We start from the raw sequence: 15,861 nt of genomic DNA on the forward strand, positions 1-15,861 counted from the left end.
CGTTGCGTGAAGCGATCAGGCGGCCTTGTCGAGGCCGAAGGCATCATGGAGGGCCTGCACGGCCAATTCCATGTATTTCCGGTCGATCAGCACCGAAATCTTTATCTCGGAGGTTGTGATGACCTTGATGTTCACCCCCTCGGCGGCCAGTGCCTTGAACATCTGCGCGGCGACGCCGGCGTGGGACCGCATCCCGATCCCCACGACGGACACCTTGGCCACGCCCTGGTCGGTCACGAGCTCCTCGAAGCGGATGTCGCCACGGGCCTGCGCCTGGTTCAGCGCCGTCTCGGCCCGCAGCACCTGGTCGTTGGGGCACGAGAAGGTCATGTCGGTCTGGCCGTGCTCGCTGATGTTCTGCACGATCATGTCGACGTTGACCCCGGCCTCGGACAGCGGCCCGAAGATGGCGGCGGCGATGCCGGGGCGGTCGGCGACCCCGGTCAGCGTCATCTTGGCCTCGTCGCGCGAATAGGCGACCCCGGCGACGGCGTTCGATTCCATGATGTCCTCCTCGTCGCAGACGAGCGTGCCCGCCTCGTCGGTCTGTTCCTCGAAGCTGGAAAGCACCCGCAGCTTCACCTTGTAGCGCATCGCGAGTTCCACCGAGCGGGTCTGGAGCACCTTGGCGCCCAAGCTGGCCAGCTCCAGCATCTCCTCGAAGGCGATGCGGTCGAGCTTGCGGGCCTTGTCGCAGATGCGGGGGTCGGTGGTGTAGACGCCGTCCACGTCCGTGTAGATGTCGCAGCGCACCGCGTCGAAGGCGGCGGCGAAGGCGACGGCGGTGGTGTCCGAGCCGCCCCGGCCCAGCGTGGTGATCCGCCCCTCGGGGCTGATGCCTTGGAAGCCCGCCACCACGGCGACGCGCATCCCCTCGCCGAACTTGCGCAGGATGTTCTCGGTCGGGATCGCCTCGATCCGGGCCGAGCCATGGGCCGAGGTGGTCATCACCGGCACCTGCCAGCCCTGCCAGGACCGGGCGGGGATGTCCATCTCCTGGAGCCGCAGGGCCATGAGGCCGGCGGTGACGTTCTCGCCCGAGGAGGTCACGGCGTCGTATTCCCGCGCGTCATAGAGCGGCGCGGTCTCCTGCACCCAGCCCACGAGCTTGTTGGTCTCCCCGGCCATGGCCGAGACGATGACGATGACGTCGTGGCCCTTGGCCACCTCGACGGCGACGCGCTTGGCCGCGCGCGCGATGCGGTCCACGTTGGCGACCGAGGTGCCGCCGAACTTCATGACAAGGATGGACATAAGGGGTCCCCTGGGTTCCGGGCGCCCTCATAATGGGCGGCTCCGGCCGGGGCAATGGCGGTCCGGGCAGAGGAGGCGACGGAACCGACGGCCTGCCGCGTTGCAGCACCGACGCCCCAACGAAGAATCGGACCATGACGACCCTTCCCTCCGCTCCCGGCCTTGCGCCCGCCTACGGCCCCGTCTCGCGCCTCAACCATTGGATCACCGCCGTCGTGATGCTCGCCATGCTGGGCCTGGGCTTCACCCTGGCCTTCGTGGAGCTGGGCGAGGCGCGTCGGCCGGTGATGAACCTCCACAAGGCGGTGGGCACGCTGTTCCTCGCCTTAGCGCTTTGGCGCGTCCTTTGGCGGCTCGCCTGCGGCTTCCCGCCCGAACCCGAGGGCCTCCCCCGCTGGCAGTCCCTCGCGGCCCGCGCGACGCACTGGCTCCTCCTCGCGGGCATCCTGCTGATGCCGCTCTCGGGCCTCCTGATGAGCCTGTTCGGCGGCCGCCCCGTGGACCTGTTCGGCCTCGCCACAATCCCGGCCCTTGCCGAGAGCGAGGCCATCGCCGGCGCCATGAACGTCGTCCACGGCCTTGCCGCCTATGGCGTGGCGGCGCTGGTGGTCCTGCACGTCGCCGCCGCCCTCAAGCACCACCTGATCGACCGCGACGGCGTGCTGGCCCGCATGGCGCCGGGCGCCTAGTTCGCGCCCCGCTTGGGCCGGAAGGGGAGGGGGGCCACGGGAATCCCCTCCTCGATGAGCGCCTTGGCCTCCTGCGGCTTGGCCTCGCCCCAGATGTTGCGCTCGGGCGACCGCCCCTCGTGGATGGCCCGCGCCTCGGCCGCGAAGCTGAGGCCCACGTAGTCCGAGTTCTCCTCGACCTGCCGGCGCATCGCCGCCAGCATCGCCTCGCGCGGGTCGCGGGGCGTGGCGAGGTCGGGCTTGGCCGTGGACACGGCCGGGGCCATCAGCGCCTTTTCGACCTGGGGCGACCCGCATTCGGCGCAGGACAGGAGACCCCGCTGGGCGAGGTCGTCGAAGGCTTTGGCGGACTGGAACCAGCTCTCGAAACGGTGGCCGTCCGCGCAGGATAGGCTGTAGCGGACCATGGTCCCGTGTCCCCGTGCTGACCGCTGGAACATAAGCCCGCGCGCCGCCCATGCAACGGGGCCTAGTGCAACGGTCACGCGGTCGTGGCACGCCGGCCGCGCCCGCGCGATGGACGACGCGCGCCGGGGTGCTATCGTCCCATCGACAATCAGGGAGGCGACGATGCGGCATCTGGTGCTCGGTCTTGGGTTGATCGTCCCAATGCTCCCATTCGCCGCCAGCGCCGCGACCGCAGAGGAGGCGCAAGTGCAGCAGTTCCGCTTCCCCTCCATCGACGGCGGCGAGATCGGCTTCAAGGACTGGGAAGGCCGCCCCGTCCTCGTCGCCAACACCGCCTCGCTCTGCGGCTTCACGCCCCAGCTCGCCGACCTCCAGAAGCTCTGGGACACCTATGGCGAACGCGGGCTCGTCGTGCTCGCGGTCCCCTCCGACAGCTTCCGTCAGGAGCTCTCGACCGACCGCGAGGTGAGCGAGTTCTGCACCCTCCAGTATGGCATCACCATGCCCATGACCGCGATCACCCCCGTTCGGGGCGAGGCGGCGCATCCCTTCTTCGCCTGGCTGCGCGAGACCGAAGGGTTCGAGCCGCAATGGAACTTCAACAAGGTGCTGATCAGCGCGGACGGCGCGGTCCTGGGCACCTGGGGGTCGAACGAGACGCCCACCGGCCCGGAGATCACCGGGGCCATCGAAGCGGCGCTCGGCTCCTGACGCCGCTCCTCATCGGGTCCGAGATCTACCGGGGGTCCAGCTACGGCCCCTGGCATCCCCTCCGCATCCCGCGGGTCAGCACGGTCATGGACCTCGCCCGCGCGCTGGGCTGGCTGCCGCCCGACCGCTACAGGGCGAGCCCCCGCGCCAAGGCCTCGGCCCTGACCGTCTGGCACACCCCCGCCTATGTCGCCGCGCTGGAACGCGCCGAGGCCGCGCAGGCGGTGGACGAGGCGACGCGCGCCCGCCACGCGCTCGGCACCCCCTCGAACCCGGTCTTCCCCGAGATGTTCCGCCGCCCCGCGACCGGCGTCGGCGGCGTGATGCTGGCGGCCGAGCTGCTGCGCGACGGCGGCGCGGTCCATGTCCCCGGCGGCGGCACGCACCACGCCCTCCCCGACCGGGCGAACGGCTTCTGCTACCTCAACGACCCGGTCTTCGCGATCCTGGCGCTGAAGGCGCAGGGCGCGCGGCGCGTGGCCTACGTGGACATCGACGCCCACCATTGCGATGGCGTGGAGCACGCCTTCGCCTCCGACCCCGACACCCTTCTCGTCTCGACACACGAGGAGGGGCGATGGCCCCGCACGGGCACGCTGGCAGACCGGGGGATAGGCAACGCGTTCAACCTGCCCCTCCCGCGCGGGTTCCACGACGATGACATGGCCCGCGTCCGCGACGCCCTGATCCTCCCCGCCGTCGCCGCCTTCCGCCCCGACGCGGTGGTGCTGCAATCCGGCTCGGACGCCATCCTTGAGGACCCGCAGTCCCGTCTCGCGCTCTCCAACAACGCCCATGCCGGCGTGCTGGCGGGCCTTCGTCCCCTTGCGCCGCGCTTCCTGCTGCTGGGCGGCGGCGGATACAACCCGTGGTCGGTGGGCCGCTGCTGGACGCGCCTCTGGGGCACCCTCGCCGGGCACGAGGCCCCCGACCGCCTCCCGCCCGAGGCCGAGGCGGTCCTCCGCGCCCTCCGTTGGGACCGGCGCGGCGGCGGGCGTCCGGTCACGCCGCCCGAGCCTTGGGTCACGACCCTTGCCGACCCCTGGCGCGGCGGCCCGCCCACCGAGGGCGTTGCGGAGCGCCTGCGCGACCTCTCTGACCGCTTGCGCGCCTGGGCCTAGCCCCGGACCCGCCGGGCGACGGCGCGGCCCAGCCCCTCCGACAGCACCAGCGCCCCCGCCGACACCGCGACCGCGACGATCACGAGACGGATCGCCGCTCCTTCTCCGCCGGGAACTTGAAGGAAGGCATAGATCGCCGAGGGCAGCGTCTGCGTCTCGCCGGGGATGTTCGAGACGAAGGTGATCGTCGCCCCGAACTCCCCCATCGCCTTGGCGAAGCCCAGCACTGCCCCGGCCAGCACCCCCGGCAGTGCCAGCGGCAGCGTCACCGTCAGGAACACCCAAACCGGCCGCGCGCCGAGGTCGGCGGCCGATTCCTCCAGATGACGGGGCACCGCCTCCAGCGACAGCCGGATCGGCCGCACCAGCAGCGGGAAGGCCATGACCGCAGCCGCCAGCGCTGCGCCCGTCCAGCGGAAGGCCAGCACGATCCCGCAGCAGTCCTGAAGGACGCTCCCCACCGGCCCGCGCGTCCCGAAGGTCCGCAGCAGCAGGTAGCCGGTCACCACCGGAGGCAGCACCAGCGGCAGGTGGACCAGCACGTTCAGCGCCCCCCGCCCCGGAAAGCGCCCCCGCACCAGCGCCAGCGCCACCAGCACCGCGACCGGCAGGCTCGCCAGCGTCGCCGCCAGCGCCACGCGCAGCGACAGCAGCAGCGCCGCCGTTTCCTCCGGCCCGAGCCAGTCCGTCAGTCGAGCACCAGAAAGCCCTGCGCCTCGAACGCCGTCCGCGCCTCGGGCGAGGACAGGTGATCGAGGAACGCCGCGGCGGCGGGGTTGTCGCGGCCGGCGACCAGCGCGGCGGGGTAGGTGATCGGCGAATGGCTGTCCGCCGGGAAGGTGCCCACCACCGTCACGTCGTCGTCGGCGATGGCGTCGGACCCGTAGACGATGCCGTAGGGCGCCTCGCCCTGCGCCACCAGCGCCAGGGCCGCACGCACGTTCTCGGCCTGGGCCACCAGCGGCTCGACGCTCGCCCAGGCCCCCATCGAGGTCAGCGCCTCCCGACCGTAGATCCCCGCCGGCACCGAATCCACCATCGCCATGGCGAGCCGCCCGTCACCCAGCAGCGCCGCCCAGTCGGTGCCCGGCCCGATCTCCAGAGGCGCGGCCTCCCCGTGGCCCACGAGGACCAGCGTGTTCCCCAGCAGGTCGCGGCGGCTCTCGGCCACGATCACGCCCTTGCCCTCCAGATCGTCCATCCAGTCCGAGGAGGCCGACAGGAACAGGTCCGCCGGCGCCCCTTCCTCGATCTGCCGCGCCAGTTGCGGCGTGCCCGCGTAGGACGCCACGACCTCGTGCCCCGTCGCCGCGCCCCAGTCCGCCGCGATCCCGTCCAGCGCGGTCTTGAGCGAGGCGGCGGCGAAGACGGTCACCTGCTCGGCCCGCGCCGAAGTCGCGGCGAGGAGGAGGGCGAGCGGCAGGGCTTTCATCCGCATGGGGGCTCCAGCGTCAGGCGTTATGTCCGGTCGGATATATCGGACCCGCCCCCCGCCCTGTCCAGCGCTATTTCCGCCCCGACATATCGGCCCGGTCGCGGATGGCGGCGATGTAGGCCGCCCCCTCGGTCAGCAGCAGCGACTCGAGCGCCCGATAGGAGGCCAGCACCGCCTCCCCCTCCTTGGTCAGCCGCGCCCCGCCGCCACCCTCGCCGCCCCGCGACAGCTCCACCAGCGGCGCGCGGAAGGCCTTGTTCGCCTCGGCCACGAGGCTCCAGGCGCGGCGGTAGCTCATCCCCATCGCGACCGCCGCCGCCGAGACCGACCCCGTCTCGCGGATGCGCGTCAGCAGCTCGGCCTTGCCCGGCCCGAAGCGGACGCCTTCGCCCAGGGGGATGCGGAGATGGACGGGAAGATCGGCCGCGCTCATGCCCCGACCATCCCGCGTCCGGCTCCCCGGCACAAGGGCGGGCCCTTGCCCTTCTTTGGCTTCAAATATCCCGGGGCGCGGGGCAGAGCCCCGCACGATCTCACCGCAGCGCCCGCCCCTTGAGGATCGCACCCTCCCCGAACCGCGCCCGGATCGCGTCCGCCGCCCGCTCGGCCCGCGCCCGTCGCGCCGCCTCGGGATCGAGGAGATCCCCCTCCCGATCCGCCCTGGCCCCTTCGGCGATCTCTCCCAGACCCACGCCCAGCAGGCGGAACGGCCCCGGCTCCTCCACCTGGTCCAGCAGCCCCCGCGCCGCGCGATAGATGGCGTCCGCGATCTGCGTGGGCTCGCGCAGCGACACCCGCCGCGTGAGCAGCCGGTGATCCGCCCGCTTCAGCTTCAGCACCACCACCCGGCCCGCCAGCCCCTGCGCCTTGGCCCGCCCCGACACCTTCTCGGCCATGCGCCACAGGTGCCCGTCCAGCACGTTCCTGTCGCTCGTGTCGGCGGAAAACGTCGTCTCGTTCGAGATGCCCTTGGCCTCCCGGCCCGCCCGCACCTCCCGCGCGTCCTCCCCCCGCGCCAGATGCCAGAGCCGCTCCCCCATCGACCCGAACCGCGCCTGGAGGTCGCGCCGCTCCCACCGCAGCAGATCGCCGATCACCCGGACTCCCGCCCGCTCCAGCGCCGCCTGCCCCGCCGGGCCGATCCCCCAGATCAGCCGCACCGGCCGCGGCGCCAGGAACTCCGCCGTCTCCGCCCTCCCGATGACCGAGAACCCCCTCGGCTTGTCGAGGTCCGAGGCCACCTTGGCCAGGAACTTGTTGTGCGACAGCCCCACCGATCCCGTCAGCCCCAGCTCCCGCTCCATCCGCCGCGTCAGCCGCGCGAGCATCACCGCCGGCGGTGCGCCGTGCAGCCGCTCGGTCCCCGACAGGTCGAGGAAGGCCTCGTCCAGCGACAGCGGCTCGATGCGGTCGGTCATCTCATCCATCATCGCCCGGATCGCCCGCGACGCCTCCACGTAGGCGGCGAATCGCGGCTCCACCACCACCGCTTCCGGGCAGAGCCGCAGCGCCTCGAACATCGGCATCGCCGACCGCACCCCCCGGATCCGCGCGAGGTAGCAGGCGGTCGAGACCACGCCGCGCTTGCCCCCGCCCACGATCACCGGCACGTCGCGAAGGGCGGGGTTGTCGCGCTTCTCCACGGCGGCGAAGAAGGCGTCGCAGTCCATGTGCGCGAGGGACAGCGCGAACAGCTCGGGATGCGCGGTCACGCGCGGCGACCGGCAGGCGGGGCAGCGGCGCGGGCCGTCGTCGAATCGATGCAGGCAGTCGCGGCACAGGGCGGGCATGGCCGCAGGATAGCCCAAGGGGGACGGGGATGCAGGACTATATGGGAGCGAAGGGCGCGCTTCTCATCGGCGACCGCCTCCTGACGACATTGCGCGACGACCTCCCCACCATCCCCTTCCCCGGCTTCTGGGACTTCGTCGGCGGCGGCCGCGAGGGCGCGGAGACCCCGCGCGAGACCCTGATCCGCGAGGCCCGCGAGGAGGTGGCCCTCGACCTGACCTGGGCCGACTGGCTGTGGGAAAGCCCCTTCCCGGCGATGATCGACCCCGCGCGCACGAGCTGGTTCTTCGTCCTGCGCCTGCCCCCCGGCGCCGAGCGGCGCATCGTCCTGGCCGACGAGGGGCAGGGCTGGCTCCTCCTCCCGCCCCGACGCTTCCTCTCCCTACCGGGCGCCGTGCCCGCCCTGCAAGACCGGCTCGGGATCTGGCTGGACGGACTAGGAGCGGCACCACGACCCGGCTAGCGTGACGCCGCCACGACCTTTGGACCGAACAAGATGAACCCCCAAGATCTGGGCCTGTCCGGCCCGACCATCGTCCTCCTCCTCCTCGCCCTCCTCATCATCGTCGCGATCGTTCGGGGCATCCGCGTCGTGCCCCAGTCCGAGAAGTTCGTGGTGGAGCGGTTCGGACGGCTGCGCTCGGTCCTGTCGCCGGGCCTCAACCTCCTCGTCCCCTTCCTCGACCGGGTGGCGCACCGGGTGTCGGTCCTCGAACGGCAGCTCCCGACCTCGCGGCAGGACGCCATCACCTCGGACAACGTGCTGGTGGCGGTGGACATCAGCGTCTTCTACCGGATCACCGAGCCCGAGAAGACCGTGTATCGCATCCGCGACGTGGATGCCGCCATCTCGACGACGGTGGCGGGAATCGTCCGCTCCGAGATCGGGCGCATGGAGCTCGATCAGGTGCAGTCGAACCGGTCCTCCCTGATCGCCGCCGTGCGCGAGCACCTGGCGAACCAGGTGGACGACTGGGGGATCGAGGTCACGCGGGCCGAGATCCTCGACGTGAACCTCGACGAGGCGACGCGGTCGGCCATGCTCCAGCAGCTCAACGCCGAGCGGGCGCGGCGGGCGCAGGTCACCGAGGCCGAGGGCCGCAAGCGCGCCGTGGAGCTCCAGGCCGACGCCGACCTTTACGCCGCCGAGCAGCAGGCCAAGGCCCGCCGCATCCAGGCCGACGCCGAGGCCTACGCGACCGGCGTGGTCGCCGAGGCCATCGGCCGCAGCGGCATCGAGGCGGCGCAGTATCAGGTGGCCCTGAAGCAGGTCGAGGCGCTGACCGCGCTGGGGCAGGGCGACGGCCAGCGGACCATCGTCGTTCCCGCCGCCGCCCTGGAGGCGTTCGGGGACGCCTTCAGGCTCTTCGCGGGCCGCCGGCCATGAGCTGGTGGCTGCTCTGGTGGGTCTGGGTCGCGCTGGCGATCCTGCTGGGCGTGCTGGAGGTGCTGCTGCCCGCCTTCGTCTTCCTGGGCTTCTCGGCCGGGGCGCTGGGCACGGCGCTGCTGGTGGCGCTGGGGCTCGACGCCGGGGTGGGCGGGACGCTGGTGATCTTCGCGGGGCTCTCGGCCGTGGCCTATGCCGGGCTGCGCCTCTGGCTCGGCACCGCGCGGGGCCGCGTCCGCATCATCGACCGGGACATCAACGACGACTGAACGGCGCGCCCCCGTCGCCGGGGACGCGCCGCAGGCTCCGCGGGCCACGGTCGCGGAGCCTCGGACCGATCCAGGCGTCAGTGAAGACGCGGCTGGGGACGGCCCGAAATCGAGAGGCCCGGGTCGGACGGGCCCGAATCCGACTGCCGCAGGGCGTGGCGGGCCAGCGCGTCCTCGATCCAGTCGCGCGGGGCGGATTCGGGGGCCTCCACGCGGCAGGGATAGCGGAAGGTGCGCCCGTCCCGCTCCACGTCCACGCGCCCCTCGTAGGCGCCCTGCACGGGGTCGTAGCGCAGCGACTTCACGCGGACGGTCTGCATCGGGATCTCCTGCTCGGCTCGGAGAGGAAACGATGCTGGACTCCGAAAGGTTGCAGTCGGTCGAACGGCTTTCGCCATTCGGGAGTTCGCGGTCAGGGCAGCTCGGCCACGATCGCGCGCGCCGCCGCGCGCGGGTCGGCCGCCTGCCACACCGGGCGGCCCACCACGATGTGGTCGGCCCCGGCGCGGATCGCGGCGGCGGGCGTCTCGATGCGCTTCTGGTCGCCCATCGCCGCGCCCTCGGGCCGGACGCCCGGCGTCACGATCAGCCGGCCCGCCGCCTCGGGCAGCGCCCGGATCAGCCCGGCCTCGCGCGGGGAGGCGATGACCCCATGCGCCCCTGCCGCCAGGGCCCGCGCCGCCCGCTCCGTCACCACGCCCGACAGATCGCCCTCGCGGATCAGGCAGGCGTCGAGGTCCGCGCGGTCCAGCGAGGTCAGCACCGTCACGGCGAGGATGCGGAGCCCCGAACCCGACGCCCCCTGCACGGCGGCGGCCACCACCTGCGGGTCGCCGTGGACGGTCAGGAAGTCGAGGTCGAACCGCGCCAGCCCCCGCACCGCCGCCTCCACCGTCGCGCCGATGTCGAACAGCTTCATGTCGAGGAACACGCGCTTGCCATGCTCGTCCTTCAGCTCCCGCGCCAGCGCGAGGCCGCCGCCGGTCAGCATCCCCAGGCCGATCTTGTAGAAGGACACCGTGTCCCCCAGCGCCTCGGTCAGCGCCAGCCCCGACAGGGCGTCGGCGACATCGAGGGCGACGATCAGGCGGTCATCGGGCATGGGCGGTCCTCCGGGTTCGGGCGTCCTTGGGGGCAGGGTCGGTCCCAAGTCAAGACGGGGACAATTCGATGCATCTTCGGGCGGGCGGACCCTTGCGGGCCACGGACCCGTTACCCACATCGGTTTCAAGGCCCGCTGGGTCGTGCCGCAGGGGCGGGCGATCCGAAGCCGGGCGCTTTGGAAAGGAGATGCCATGAACTTGGAGAAGTTCACGGAGCGGTCGCGCGGATTCCTGCAAGCCGCCCAGACGATCGCGACGCGGGAAAGCCATCAGCGCATCCTGCCCGAACACCTGCTCAAGGCCCTGATGGACGACGACCAGGGCCTCGCCGCCAACCTGATCGACCGCTCGGGCGGCTCCTCCGCTCGCGTGCGCGAGCACGTGGACGCCACCGTTGCTCGGCTGCCCAAGGTGTCGGGCGACGCGCAGACCTTCCTCGACACGACGCTCGCCCGCGTCCTGGACGAGGCCGAGACGATCGCGACCAAGGCCGGCGACAGCTTCGTGCCGGTCGAACGGATGCTCATGGCGCTGGCGATGGTCAAGTCCAAGGCCAAGGAGGCGCTGGACGCCGGGGCCGTGACCGCGCAAGGGCTGAACTCGGCCATCAACGACGTCCGCAAGGGCCGCACCGCCGACACGGCCAGCGCGGAAGAGGGCTATGATGCCCTCAAGAAATACGCCCGCGACCTGACCGAGGCCGCGCGCGACGGCAAGATCGACCCCATCATCGGCCGCGACGAGGAGATCCGCCGCTCGATGCAGGTCCTGTCGCGCCGGACCAAGAACAACCCCGTCCTGATCGGCGAGCCCGGCGTCGGCAAGACCGCCATCGCCGAGGGGCTGGCGCTGCGGATCGTCAACGGCGACGTGCCGGAAAGCCTCAAGAACAAGGCCCTGCTCGCGCTCGACATGGGCGCGCTCATCGCGGGCGCCAAGTATCGCGGCGAGTTCGAGGAGCGCCTGAAGGCCGTCCTCAAGGAGATCGAGGGCGCGGCCGGCGAGGTCATCCTCTTCATCGACGAGATGCACACCCTGGTCGGGGCCGGCAAGGCTGACGGCGCGATGGACGCCGCCAACCTCATCAAGCCGGCGCTCGCGCGTGGGGAGCTTCACTGCATCGGCGCGACCACGCTCGACGAATACCGCAAGTATGTCGAGAAGGACGCGGCCCTCGCCCGGCGTTTCCAGCCGATCCTGGTGAGCGAGCCCACCGTCGAGGACACGATCAGCATCCTGCGCGGCATCAAGGAGAAGTACGAGCTGCACCACGGCGTTCGGATCAGCGACTCCGCGCTCGTCGCCGCGGCGCAACTCTCGCACCGCTACATCACCGACCGCTTCCTGCCCGACAAGGCCATCGACCTGATGGACGAGGCCGCGAGCCGCTTGCGGATGGAGATCGACTCCAAGCCCGAGGAACTGGACCAGCTCGATCGCCAGATCCTGCAACTCCAGATCGAGGCCGAGGCGCTCAAGAAGGAGGACGACGCGGCGTCGAAGGACCGCCTTGCCCGGCTCGAAAAGGAGATGTCCGAGCTTCAGGACCAGTCCGCCGCCATGACCGCCCAATGGCAGGCCGAGCGTGACAAGCTCGACCGTGCGCGCACCCTCAAGGAGAAGCTGGACGAGGCGCGTGCTGCGCTCGATCGCGCCAAGCGCGAGGGCAACCTCGCCGAGGCCGGGCGTCTGGCCTATGGCGAGATCCCGCAGCTTGAGCGGGAGCTGTCCGAGGCCGAGGCGCAGGGCGAAGGCCCGATGGTCGAGGAGGCCGTGCGGCCCGAGCAGATCGCCGAAGTCGTGGAGCGCTGGACCGGCATCCCCACCAGCCGGATGCTGGAAGGCGAGCGCGAGAAGCTGCTCCGCATGGAGGAGGAGCTGGGCAAGCGCGTCGTCGGCCAGCACTCGGCCGTTCAGGCCGTCAGCCGCGCCGTCCGCCGCGCCCGCGCCGGCCTGAACGACGAGGGGCGGCCGCTGGGCAGCTTCCTGTTCCTCGGCCCGACCGGCGTCGGCAAGACCGAGCTGACCAAGGCCTTGGCCGAGTTCCTGTTCGACGACGACACGGCGATGGTCCGCATCGACATGAGCGAGTTCATGGAGAAGCACTCCGTCGCCCGCCTCATCGGCGCGCCCCCCGGCTATGTGGGCTACGACGAGGGTGGCGTCCTGACCGAGGCCGTGCGTCGCCGGCCCTACCAGGTCGTCCTCTTCGACGAGGTGGAGAAGGCCCACCCGGACGTGTTCAACGTGCTCCTTCAGGTGCTCGACGACGGCGTTCTGACAGATGGCCAAGGCCGCACGGTGGACTTCAAGCAGACGATCATCGTGCTGACCTCGAACCTCGGCGCGCGGGCGTTGTCCGAGCTGCCCGAGGGCGCGGACGTGGGCGCGGCCAAGCGCGAGGTGATGGAGGCGGTCCGGGCGCATTTCCGGCCCGAGTTCCTGAACCGGCTCGACGAGCAGATCATCTTCGACCGGCTCGACCGTTCGGACATGACCGGCATCGTGGAGATTCAGCTCCGCCGGCTGGAGAAGCGCCTCGCCGCCCGCAAGATCACGCTGGCGCTCGACGCGAGCGCGAAGCAGTGGCTGGCCGATGAGGGCTACGACCCGGTCTTCGGCGCCCGGCCGCTCAAGCGGGTGATCCAGCGGGCGCTCCAGGACCAACTCGCCGAGATGATCCTCGCGGGCGAGGTCCGAGACGACGAGACGGTGCCGGTCACGGCGGGCCCCGACGGCCTGATCGTCGGCAACCGCGTCGCCGGCTCCGCCCGGAGCGAGCGGCCCGCCGAGGTGGTGGTGCACTGAGCCCTCCGGCCCAAGCCAAGGTCCCGTGGATCGCGAGGTTCACGGGATCCTTGAAGCTGCCTAGAGAAAGTTAATGCTTCGTTAAGATTCAGATGTCACGCCGCCGTGAACTGTGGCAGGAATGTGTCTGCTGACCTTGCGTCAAGCGAGGGTTCGGTATCCTTTCCCAGTTCGGAGTGTGCATATGATGATGAGACCTTGGAAGATCCTGCTGACTGCGGCCGCCGCCGCCCTGTCGGCCTCGGTCGTCAGCGCGGCGACTGTGACGATCTTCGACGACGTGGCGGGCGGCACCGCGACGTTCGACTCCACCGTAGCCGCAGCAGGCGGCACCGTCACGGCGGACACCTGGACCAGCCTCGGCGCGGGCGGCACCTCCATCGACCGGGGCGCCTACACGATCACCCGCAACGACGGCGGCGCCATCTTCCCGACCACCTACGGAGCCCTGTCCGGCGAGGTGATCGACATCTTCCCCGAAGGCGGCGGAAGCCTGCCCCGGACCGACCCGCTCGACTACTTCGTCGGAGGCGTGACCCTGACCTTCGACGACGAGGTGAACTCGCTCGGATTCGAAGTCGGCGACTGGGCAACCTGCTGCTACGACCCAACGACCGACCTCTACATCTCCTTCGACGACGGCGCGCCGATCCTCGTGGCCAGCGCCGACGACTCCACCGACGGCGCCCTCGGCCCGAACGGCGCCTTCGAGATCTTCGTGGCCGCCTTTGACGACTCGGGCTCGTTCAGCACCGTCTCCTTCTGGGGCAACGGCATCGGCGAGGCGCTCTACTTCGGGGGCGAGATCCGCTACGCCCTGCTCGATGAGGGGAGCCTGCCGCCCACGGCTCCCATCCCCGTTCCGGCGGCGGGCTGGTTGATGCTCGCGGCCTTGAGCGGCCTCGCGGCCCTGCGCCGTCGCGGCTCCTGACGCGGGCGCCGGTCCCGGCGGCGCGGCCCGCCGGGATCGCATCCTCCTACGCCAACGTGACAAATCCTTCATGGCTCGCCACGTTATCCTGCCTAGATAAGGCATGAGACAAGGAGACTGCCATGGCGCGACGCTGGACCAACGACCTGACCTGGGCCGACGTGACGCCCCGGGCGGCCTTCCTGAACCGCCGCCAGATCATGGCCGCCGCCGGTGGGCTCGGGGCCGCCACCTGGGCCGGTCCCGCGCTCGCGCAGGAGGAGGCCCTGGAGCCCAACTCCCTGGAGGAGATCCGAGGCTACAACAACTTCTACGAATTCGGCTACGACAAGGGTGATCCGGCACGTCACGCGGACGCGATGGCGACCGAGCCTTGGACCATCAAGGTCGATGGCCTCGTGGACCGGCCCGGAGATTACCCTCTCGCCGACCTTCTCGCCGGCCTGGAGGCGGAGGAGCGCATCTATCGCCTCCGCTGCGTCGAGGGCTGGTCCATGGTGATCCCCTGGAACGGCGTGGAACTGGCCGACGTGCTGGACAAGGCCGGCGTGCGGCCCGAGGCGAGGTTCGTGGCCTTCGAGACGACCGTCCAGCCCGAGGTCATGCCCGGCGTGCAGGCCCGCGTCCTGGACTTCCCTTATGTGGAAGGGCTGCGCCTCGATGAGGCCCGGCACCCGCTCACGATCCTGGCGACCGGCCTCTACGGCGAGCCGCTGGCCAAGCAGAACGGCGCGCCCGTCCGTCTCGTCGTGCCGTGGAAGTATGGATTCAAGTCGATCAAGTCGATCGTCCGCATCTCCCTTGTCGAGGAGCAGCCGCCCGCGACCTGGAACCTGACGAACCCGTCGGAATATGGCTTCTACTCCAACGTCAACCCCGAGGTGGACCATCCCCGCTGGTCCCAGGCGACCGAGCGGCGGATCGGCGGCGGGCTCTTCTCCTCCCGTCAGCCGACGCTGATGTTCAACGGCTACGCGGAGGTCGCGCCGCTCTACGAGGGCATGGACCTGAGAGAGAACTTCTGAGGTGGCGGCGCCGGCGCGCTGGGCGCAGCGGATCAACGGCTGGCTCCGGCGGGTGCCGGCCTGGACGGTCTACCTCGGCGGCGCGGCCTGGATGGTCTGGCTGTTCTGGCGCGGCCTCACCGACTTCACCCTGATCGAGCCCATCGACTGGCTGGAGCGGGCTTATGGCGACGCCGCCCTCAAGCTCCTCGTCGTGACGTTGGCGGTGACGCCGTTGCGTCGCTTCGCGGGTGTGAATCTCCTGCGCTTCCGCCGGGCCCTGGGCCTCCTCGCGTTCTTCTTCGTGCTGGCCCATCTCCTGGTCTGGGCGGTGCTCGACGTTCAGGCGCTCGGCGCGGTCTGGGCGGACATCCTCAAGAGGCCCTACGTGACCGTCGGCATGGCGGCCTTCCTCCTGCTCATGCCGCTCGCGCTCACCTCGAACGACGCGAGCCTGCGCCGGCTGGGTGGGGCGGCGTGGCGGCGGCTGCACCGGCTGACCTACCCGGCGGCCGTCCTCGGGGCGGTCCACTACATCTGGCTGGCCCGGGGCTTCGCTCTCGAGCCCTTGGTCTACCTGTTTCTCGTTCTCGGCCTTCTGGCGCTTCGCTTTCCCGTCCCGAGGCGCGCCCCGGCCTGATCGCGGCTGCGCCTCGTCCTTCCGCTTCGTCACCTGCCGTTCGACTGCATTTTCCTCATTTCCACTCTTGCGCCCGTGGTCGGCCTTGCCTAAATCCGCATCCACGGTCGACGACAGCGGCGCGGCAGCGCGGCGGTCGAGGCCGGGACCACCTGGACGGGTTGGGGAGCGTGAGCCGACGGGAGACTGTCGGTGCGACCTTCGTCCTCCGAGTGGCTCCCCTGCTATTTGACATTCGAATGTATCTTGAAGGGATATGTGGGCGGTTGCTTTAGGCTTGTCGGGATCGACGGTTTGGGGTCGTTTTGCA

The 15,861-nt window shown here is 70.9% G+C and carries 18 protein-coding genes; 10 read left to right on the forward strand and 8 right to left on the reverse strand.

Going from position 1 to position 15,861, the window contains the following annotated elements; translation table 11 throughout:
• Positions 1-15: 15 nt before the first annotated feature.
• Positions 16-1,254 (reverse strand): aspartate kinase, encoded by a 1,239-nt coding sequence (locus tag J2Z33_RS14935; RefSeq protein WP_209842494.1) that lies wholly within the window; start codon positions 1,252-1,254, stop codon positions 16-18.
• A gap of 134 nt (positions 1,255-1,388) precedes the next feature.
• On the opposite strand from J2Z33_RS14935, the gene J2Z33_RS14940 reads away from it, so the two are divergent.
• On the forward strand, positions 1,389-1,943 hold the full coding sequence (locus J2Z33_RS14940; RefSeq protein WP_209842496.1) for a cytochrome b: 555 nt from the start codon (positions 1,389-1,391) through the stop codon (positions 1,941-1,943).
• Here J2Z33_RS14940 and J2Z33_RS14945 read toward each other — a convergent pair.
• Positions 1,940-2,350, reverse strand: coding sequence for a DUF1178 family protein (locus J2Z33_RS14945; RefSeq protein ID WP_209842498.1), 411 nt, complete (start codon positions 2,348-2,350; stop codon positions 1,940-1,942). The genes J2Z33_RS14940 and J2Z33_RS14945 overlap by 4 nt on opposite strands.
• Positions 2,351-2,552: 202 nt before the next feature.
• Between J2Z33_RS14945 and J2Z33_RS14950 the strand changes: the two genes are divergently transcribed.
• Together J2Z33_RS14950 and J2Z33_RS14955 are read left to right on the forward strand one after the other, a co-directional pair.
• Positions 2,553-3,062 carry a glutathione peroxidase gene (locus tag J2Z33_RS14950; protein WP_245218892.1) on the forward strand — a complete coding sequence of 170 codons (510 nt, stop codon included), beginning with the start codon at positions 2,553-2,555 and terminating at the stop codon, positions 3,060-3,062.
• Entirely contained in the window at positions 3,059-4,183 is a 1,125-nt protein-coding gene (locus tag J2Z33_RS14955) for an acetoin utilization protein AcuC (protein ID WP_377110268.1), read from the forward strand. Before J2Z33_RS14950 ends, J2Z33_RS14955 begins: the two co-directional genes overlap by 4 nt.
• Here the strand turns inward: J2Z33_RS14955 and modB are convergent.
• The 4 genes from modB to J2Z33_RS14975 all read right to left on the reverse strand — a co-directional run bounded on the left by modB (position 4,180) and on the right by J2Z33_RS14975 (position 7,408).
• A complete protein-coding gene (gene modB, locus J2Z33_RS14960; RefSeq protein ID WP_209842531.1) occupies positions 4,180-4,875 on the reverse strand; it encodes a molybdate ABC transporter permease subunit in 696 nt (231 codons plus the stop codon). The two genes, J2Z33_RS14955 and modB, sit on opposite strands and share 4 nt — an antisense overlap.
• Complete coding sequence (gene modA, locus J2Z33_RS14965; protein WP_209842502.1) at positions 4,872-5,621, reverse strand: molybdate ABC transporter substrate-binding protein; 750 nt, start codon at positions 5,619-5,621, stop codon at positions 4,872-4,874. The genes modB and modA overlap by 4 nt, the downstream gene beginning before the upstream one ends.
• 67 nt (positions 5,622-5,688) lie before the next feature.
• Positions 5,689-6,051 (reverse strand): winged helix-turn-helix domain-containing protein, encoded by a 363-nt coding sequence (locus J2Z33_RS14970; RefSeq protein ID WP_209842504.1) that lies wholly within the window; start codon positions 6,049-6,051, stop codon positions 5,689-5,691.
• 100 nt (positions 6,052-6,151) lie between these two features.
• Positions 6,152-7,408: a DNA polymerase IV gene (locus J2Z33_RS14975; RefSeq protein ID WP_209842506.1), complete on the reverse strand. Its 1,257-nt coding sequence runs from the start codon at positions 7,406-7,408 to the stop codon at positions 6,152-6,154.
• A 29-nt stretch (positions 7,409-7,437) separates the two neighbouring features.
• Between J2Z33_RS14975 and J2Z33_RS14980 the strand changes: the two genes are divergently transcribed.
• The 3 genes from J2Z33_RS14980 to J2Z33_RS14990 are packed head-to-tail and all read left to right on the forward strand — an operon-like array spanning position 7,438 to position 9,065.
• Positions 7,438-7,872 (forward strand): NUDIX domain-containing protein, encoded by a 435-nt coding sequence (locus J2Z33_RS14980; RefSeq protein ID WP_209842508.1) that lies wholly within the window; start codon positions 7,438-7,440, stop codon positions 7,870-7,872.
• A 33-nt stretch (positions 7,873-7,905) separates the two neighbouring features.
• On the forward strand, positions 7,906-8,796 hold the full coding sequence (locus tag J2Z33_RS14985) for an SPFH domain-containing protein (RefSeq protein ID WP_209842510.1): 891 nt from the start codon (positions 7,906-7,908) through the stop codon (positions 8,794-8,796).
• The gene (locus tag J2Z33_RS14990; protein ID WP_209842512.1) at positions 8,793-9,065 is read left to right on the forward strand and encodes an NfeD family protein; all 273 of its coding nucleotides are present in this window, start codon (positions 8,793-8,795) and stop codon (positions 9,063-9,065) included. Before J2Z33_RS14985 ends, J2Z33_RS14990 begins: the two co-directional genes overlap by 4 nt.
• A 77-nt stretch (positions 9,066-9,142) precedes the next feature.
• On the opposite strand, the gene J2Z33_RS14995 is transcribed toward J2Z33_RS14990, so the two are convergent.
• The gene (locus tag J2Z33_RS14995) at positions 9,143-9,385 is read right to left on the reverse strand and encodes an orotidine 5'-phosphate decarboxylase (protein ID WP_209842514.1); all 243 of its coding nucleotides are present in this window, start codon (positions 9,383-9,385) and stop codon (positions 9,143-9,145) included.
• Positions 9,386-9,477: 92 nt separating this feature from the next.
• A complete protein-coding gene (gene pyrF / locus J2Z33_RS15000) occupies positions 9,478-10,167 on the reverse strand; it encodes an orotidine-5'-phosphate decarboxylase (protein WP_209842516.1) in 690 nt (229 codons plus the stop codon).
• 193 nt (positions 10,168-10,360) lie between these two features.
• Here pyrF and clpB point away from each other — a divergent pair, with 193 nt between their 5' ends.
• From clpB to msrQ, 4 genes are all read left to right on the forward strand, one after another.
• On the forward strand, positions 10,361-12,976 hold the full coding sequence (gene clpB, locus J2Z33_RS15005; protein WP_209842518.1) for an ATP-dependent chaperone ClpB: 2,616 nt from the start codon (positions 10,361-10,363) through the stop codon (positions 12,974-12,976).
• Between the two features lie 184 nt (positions 12,977-13,160).
• Positions 13,161-13,907: a VPLPA-CTERM sorting domain-containing protein gene (locus tag J2Z33_RS15010; protein ID WP_209842519.1), complete on the forward strand. Its 747-nt coding sequence runs from the start codon at positions 13,161-13,163 to the stop codon at positions 13,905-13,907.
• Positions 13,908-14,029: 122 nt separating this feature from the next.
• A complete protein-coding gene (gene msrP, locus J2Z33_RS15015; protein WP_209842521.1) occupies positions 14,030-14,932 on the forward strand; it encodes a protein-methionine-sulfoxide reductase catalytic subunit MsrP in 903 nt (300 codons plus the stop codon).
• A 1-nt stretch (position 14,933) separates the two neighbouring features.
• Complete coding sequence (gene msrQ, locus J2Z33_RS15020; RefSeq protein WP_209842523.1) at positions 14,934-15,551, forward strand: protein-methionine-sulfoxide reductase heme-binding subunit MsrQ; 618 nt, start codon at positions 14,934-14,936, stop codon at positions 15,549-15,551.
• Positions 15,552-15,861: the final 310 nt, after the last annotated feature.

The sequence above is a fragment of the Rubellimicrobium aerolatum genome (assembly GCF_017872975.1).
GTDB classification, from domain to species: domain Bacteria; phylum Pseudomonadota; class Alphaproteobacteria; order Rhodobacterales; family Rhodobacteraceae; genus Rubellimicrobium; species Rubellimicrobium aerolatum.

Bases quoted from the DNA above. Each gene is read 5' to 3' on its own strand.
- J2Z33_RS14975 (WP_209842506.1), bottom strand. From the start codon at position 7,408: ATGCCCGCCCTGTGCCGCGACTGCCTGCATCGATTCGACGACGGCCCG.
- J2Z33_RS14935 (WP_209842494.1), bottom strand. From the start codon at position 1,254: ATGTCCATCCTTGTCATGAAGTTCGGCGGCACCTCGGTCGCCAACGTG.
- pyrF (WP_209842516.1), bottom strand. From the start codon at position 10,167: ATGCCCGATGACCGCCTGATCGTCGCCCTCGATGTCGCCGACGCCCTG.
- msrP (WP_209842521.1), top strand. From the start codon at position 14,030: ATGGCGCGACGCTGGACCAACGACCTGACCTGGGCCGACGTGACGCCC.
- modA (WP_209842502.1), bottom strand. From the start codon at position 5,621: ATGCGGATGAAAGCCCTGCCGCTCGCCCTCCTCCTCGCCGCGACTTCG.
- J2Z33_RS15010 (WP_209842519.1), top strand. From the start codon at position 13,161: ATGATGATGAGACCTTGGAAGATCCTGCTGACTGCGGCCGCCGCCGCC.
- J2Z33_RS14970 (WP_209842504.1), bottom strand. From the start codon at position 6,051: ATGAGCGCGGCCGATCTTCCCGTCCATCTCCGCATCCCCCTGGGCGAA.
- J2Z33_RS14985 (WP_209842510.1), top strand. From the start codon at position 7,906: ATGAACCCCCAAGATCTGGGCCTGTCCGGCCCGACCATCGTCCTCCTC.
- J2Z33_RS14950 (WP_245218892.1), top strand. From the start codon at position 2,553: ATGCTCCCATTCGCCGCCAGCGCCGCGACCGCAGAGGAGGCGCAAGTG.
- J2Z33_RS14980 (WP_209842508.1), top strand. From the start codon at position 7,438: ATGCAGGACTATATGGGAGCGAAGGGCGCGCTTCTCATCGGCGACCGC.
- clpB (WP_209842518.1), top strand. From the start codon at position 10,361: ATGAACTTGGAGAAGTTCACGGAGCGGTCGCGCGGATTCCTGCAAGCC.
- J2Z33_RS14995 (WP_209842514.1), bottom strand. From the start codon at position 9,385: ATGCAGACCGTCCGCGTGAAGTCGCTGCGCTACGACCCCGTGCAGGGC.
- J2Z33_RS14945 (WP_209842498.1), bottom strand. From the start codon at position 2,350: ATGGTCCGCTACAGCCTATCCTGCGCGGACGGCCACCGTTTCGAGAGC.
- J2Z33_RS14940 (WP_209842496.1), top strand. From the start codon at position 1,389: ATGACGACCCTTCCCTCCGCTCCCGGCCTTGCGCCCGCCTACGGCCCC.
- J2Z33_RS14990 (WP_209842512.1), top strand. From the start codon at position 8,793: ATGAGCTGGTGGCTGCTCTGGTGGGTCTGGGTCGCGCTGGCGATCCTG.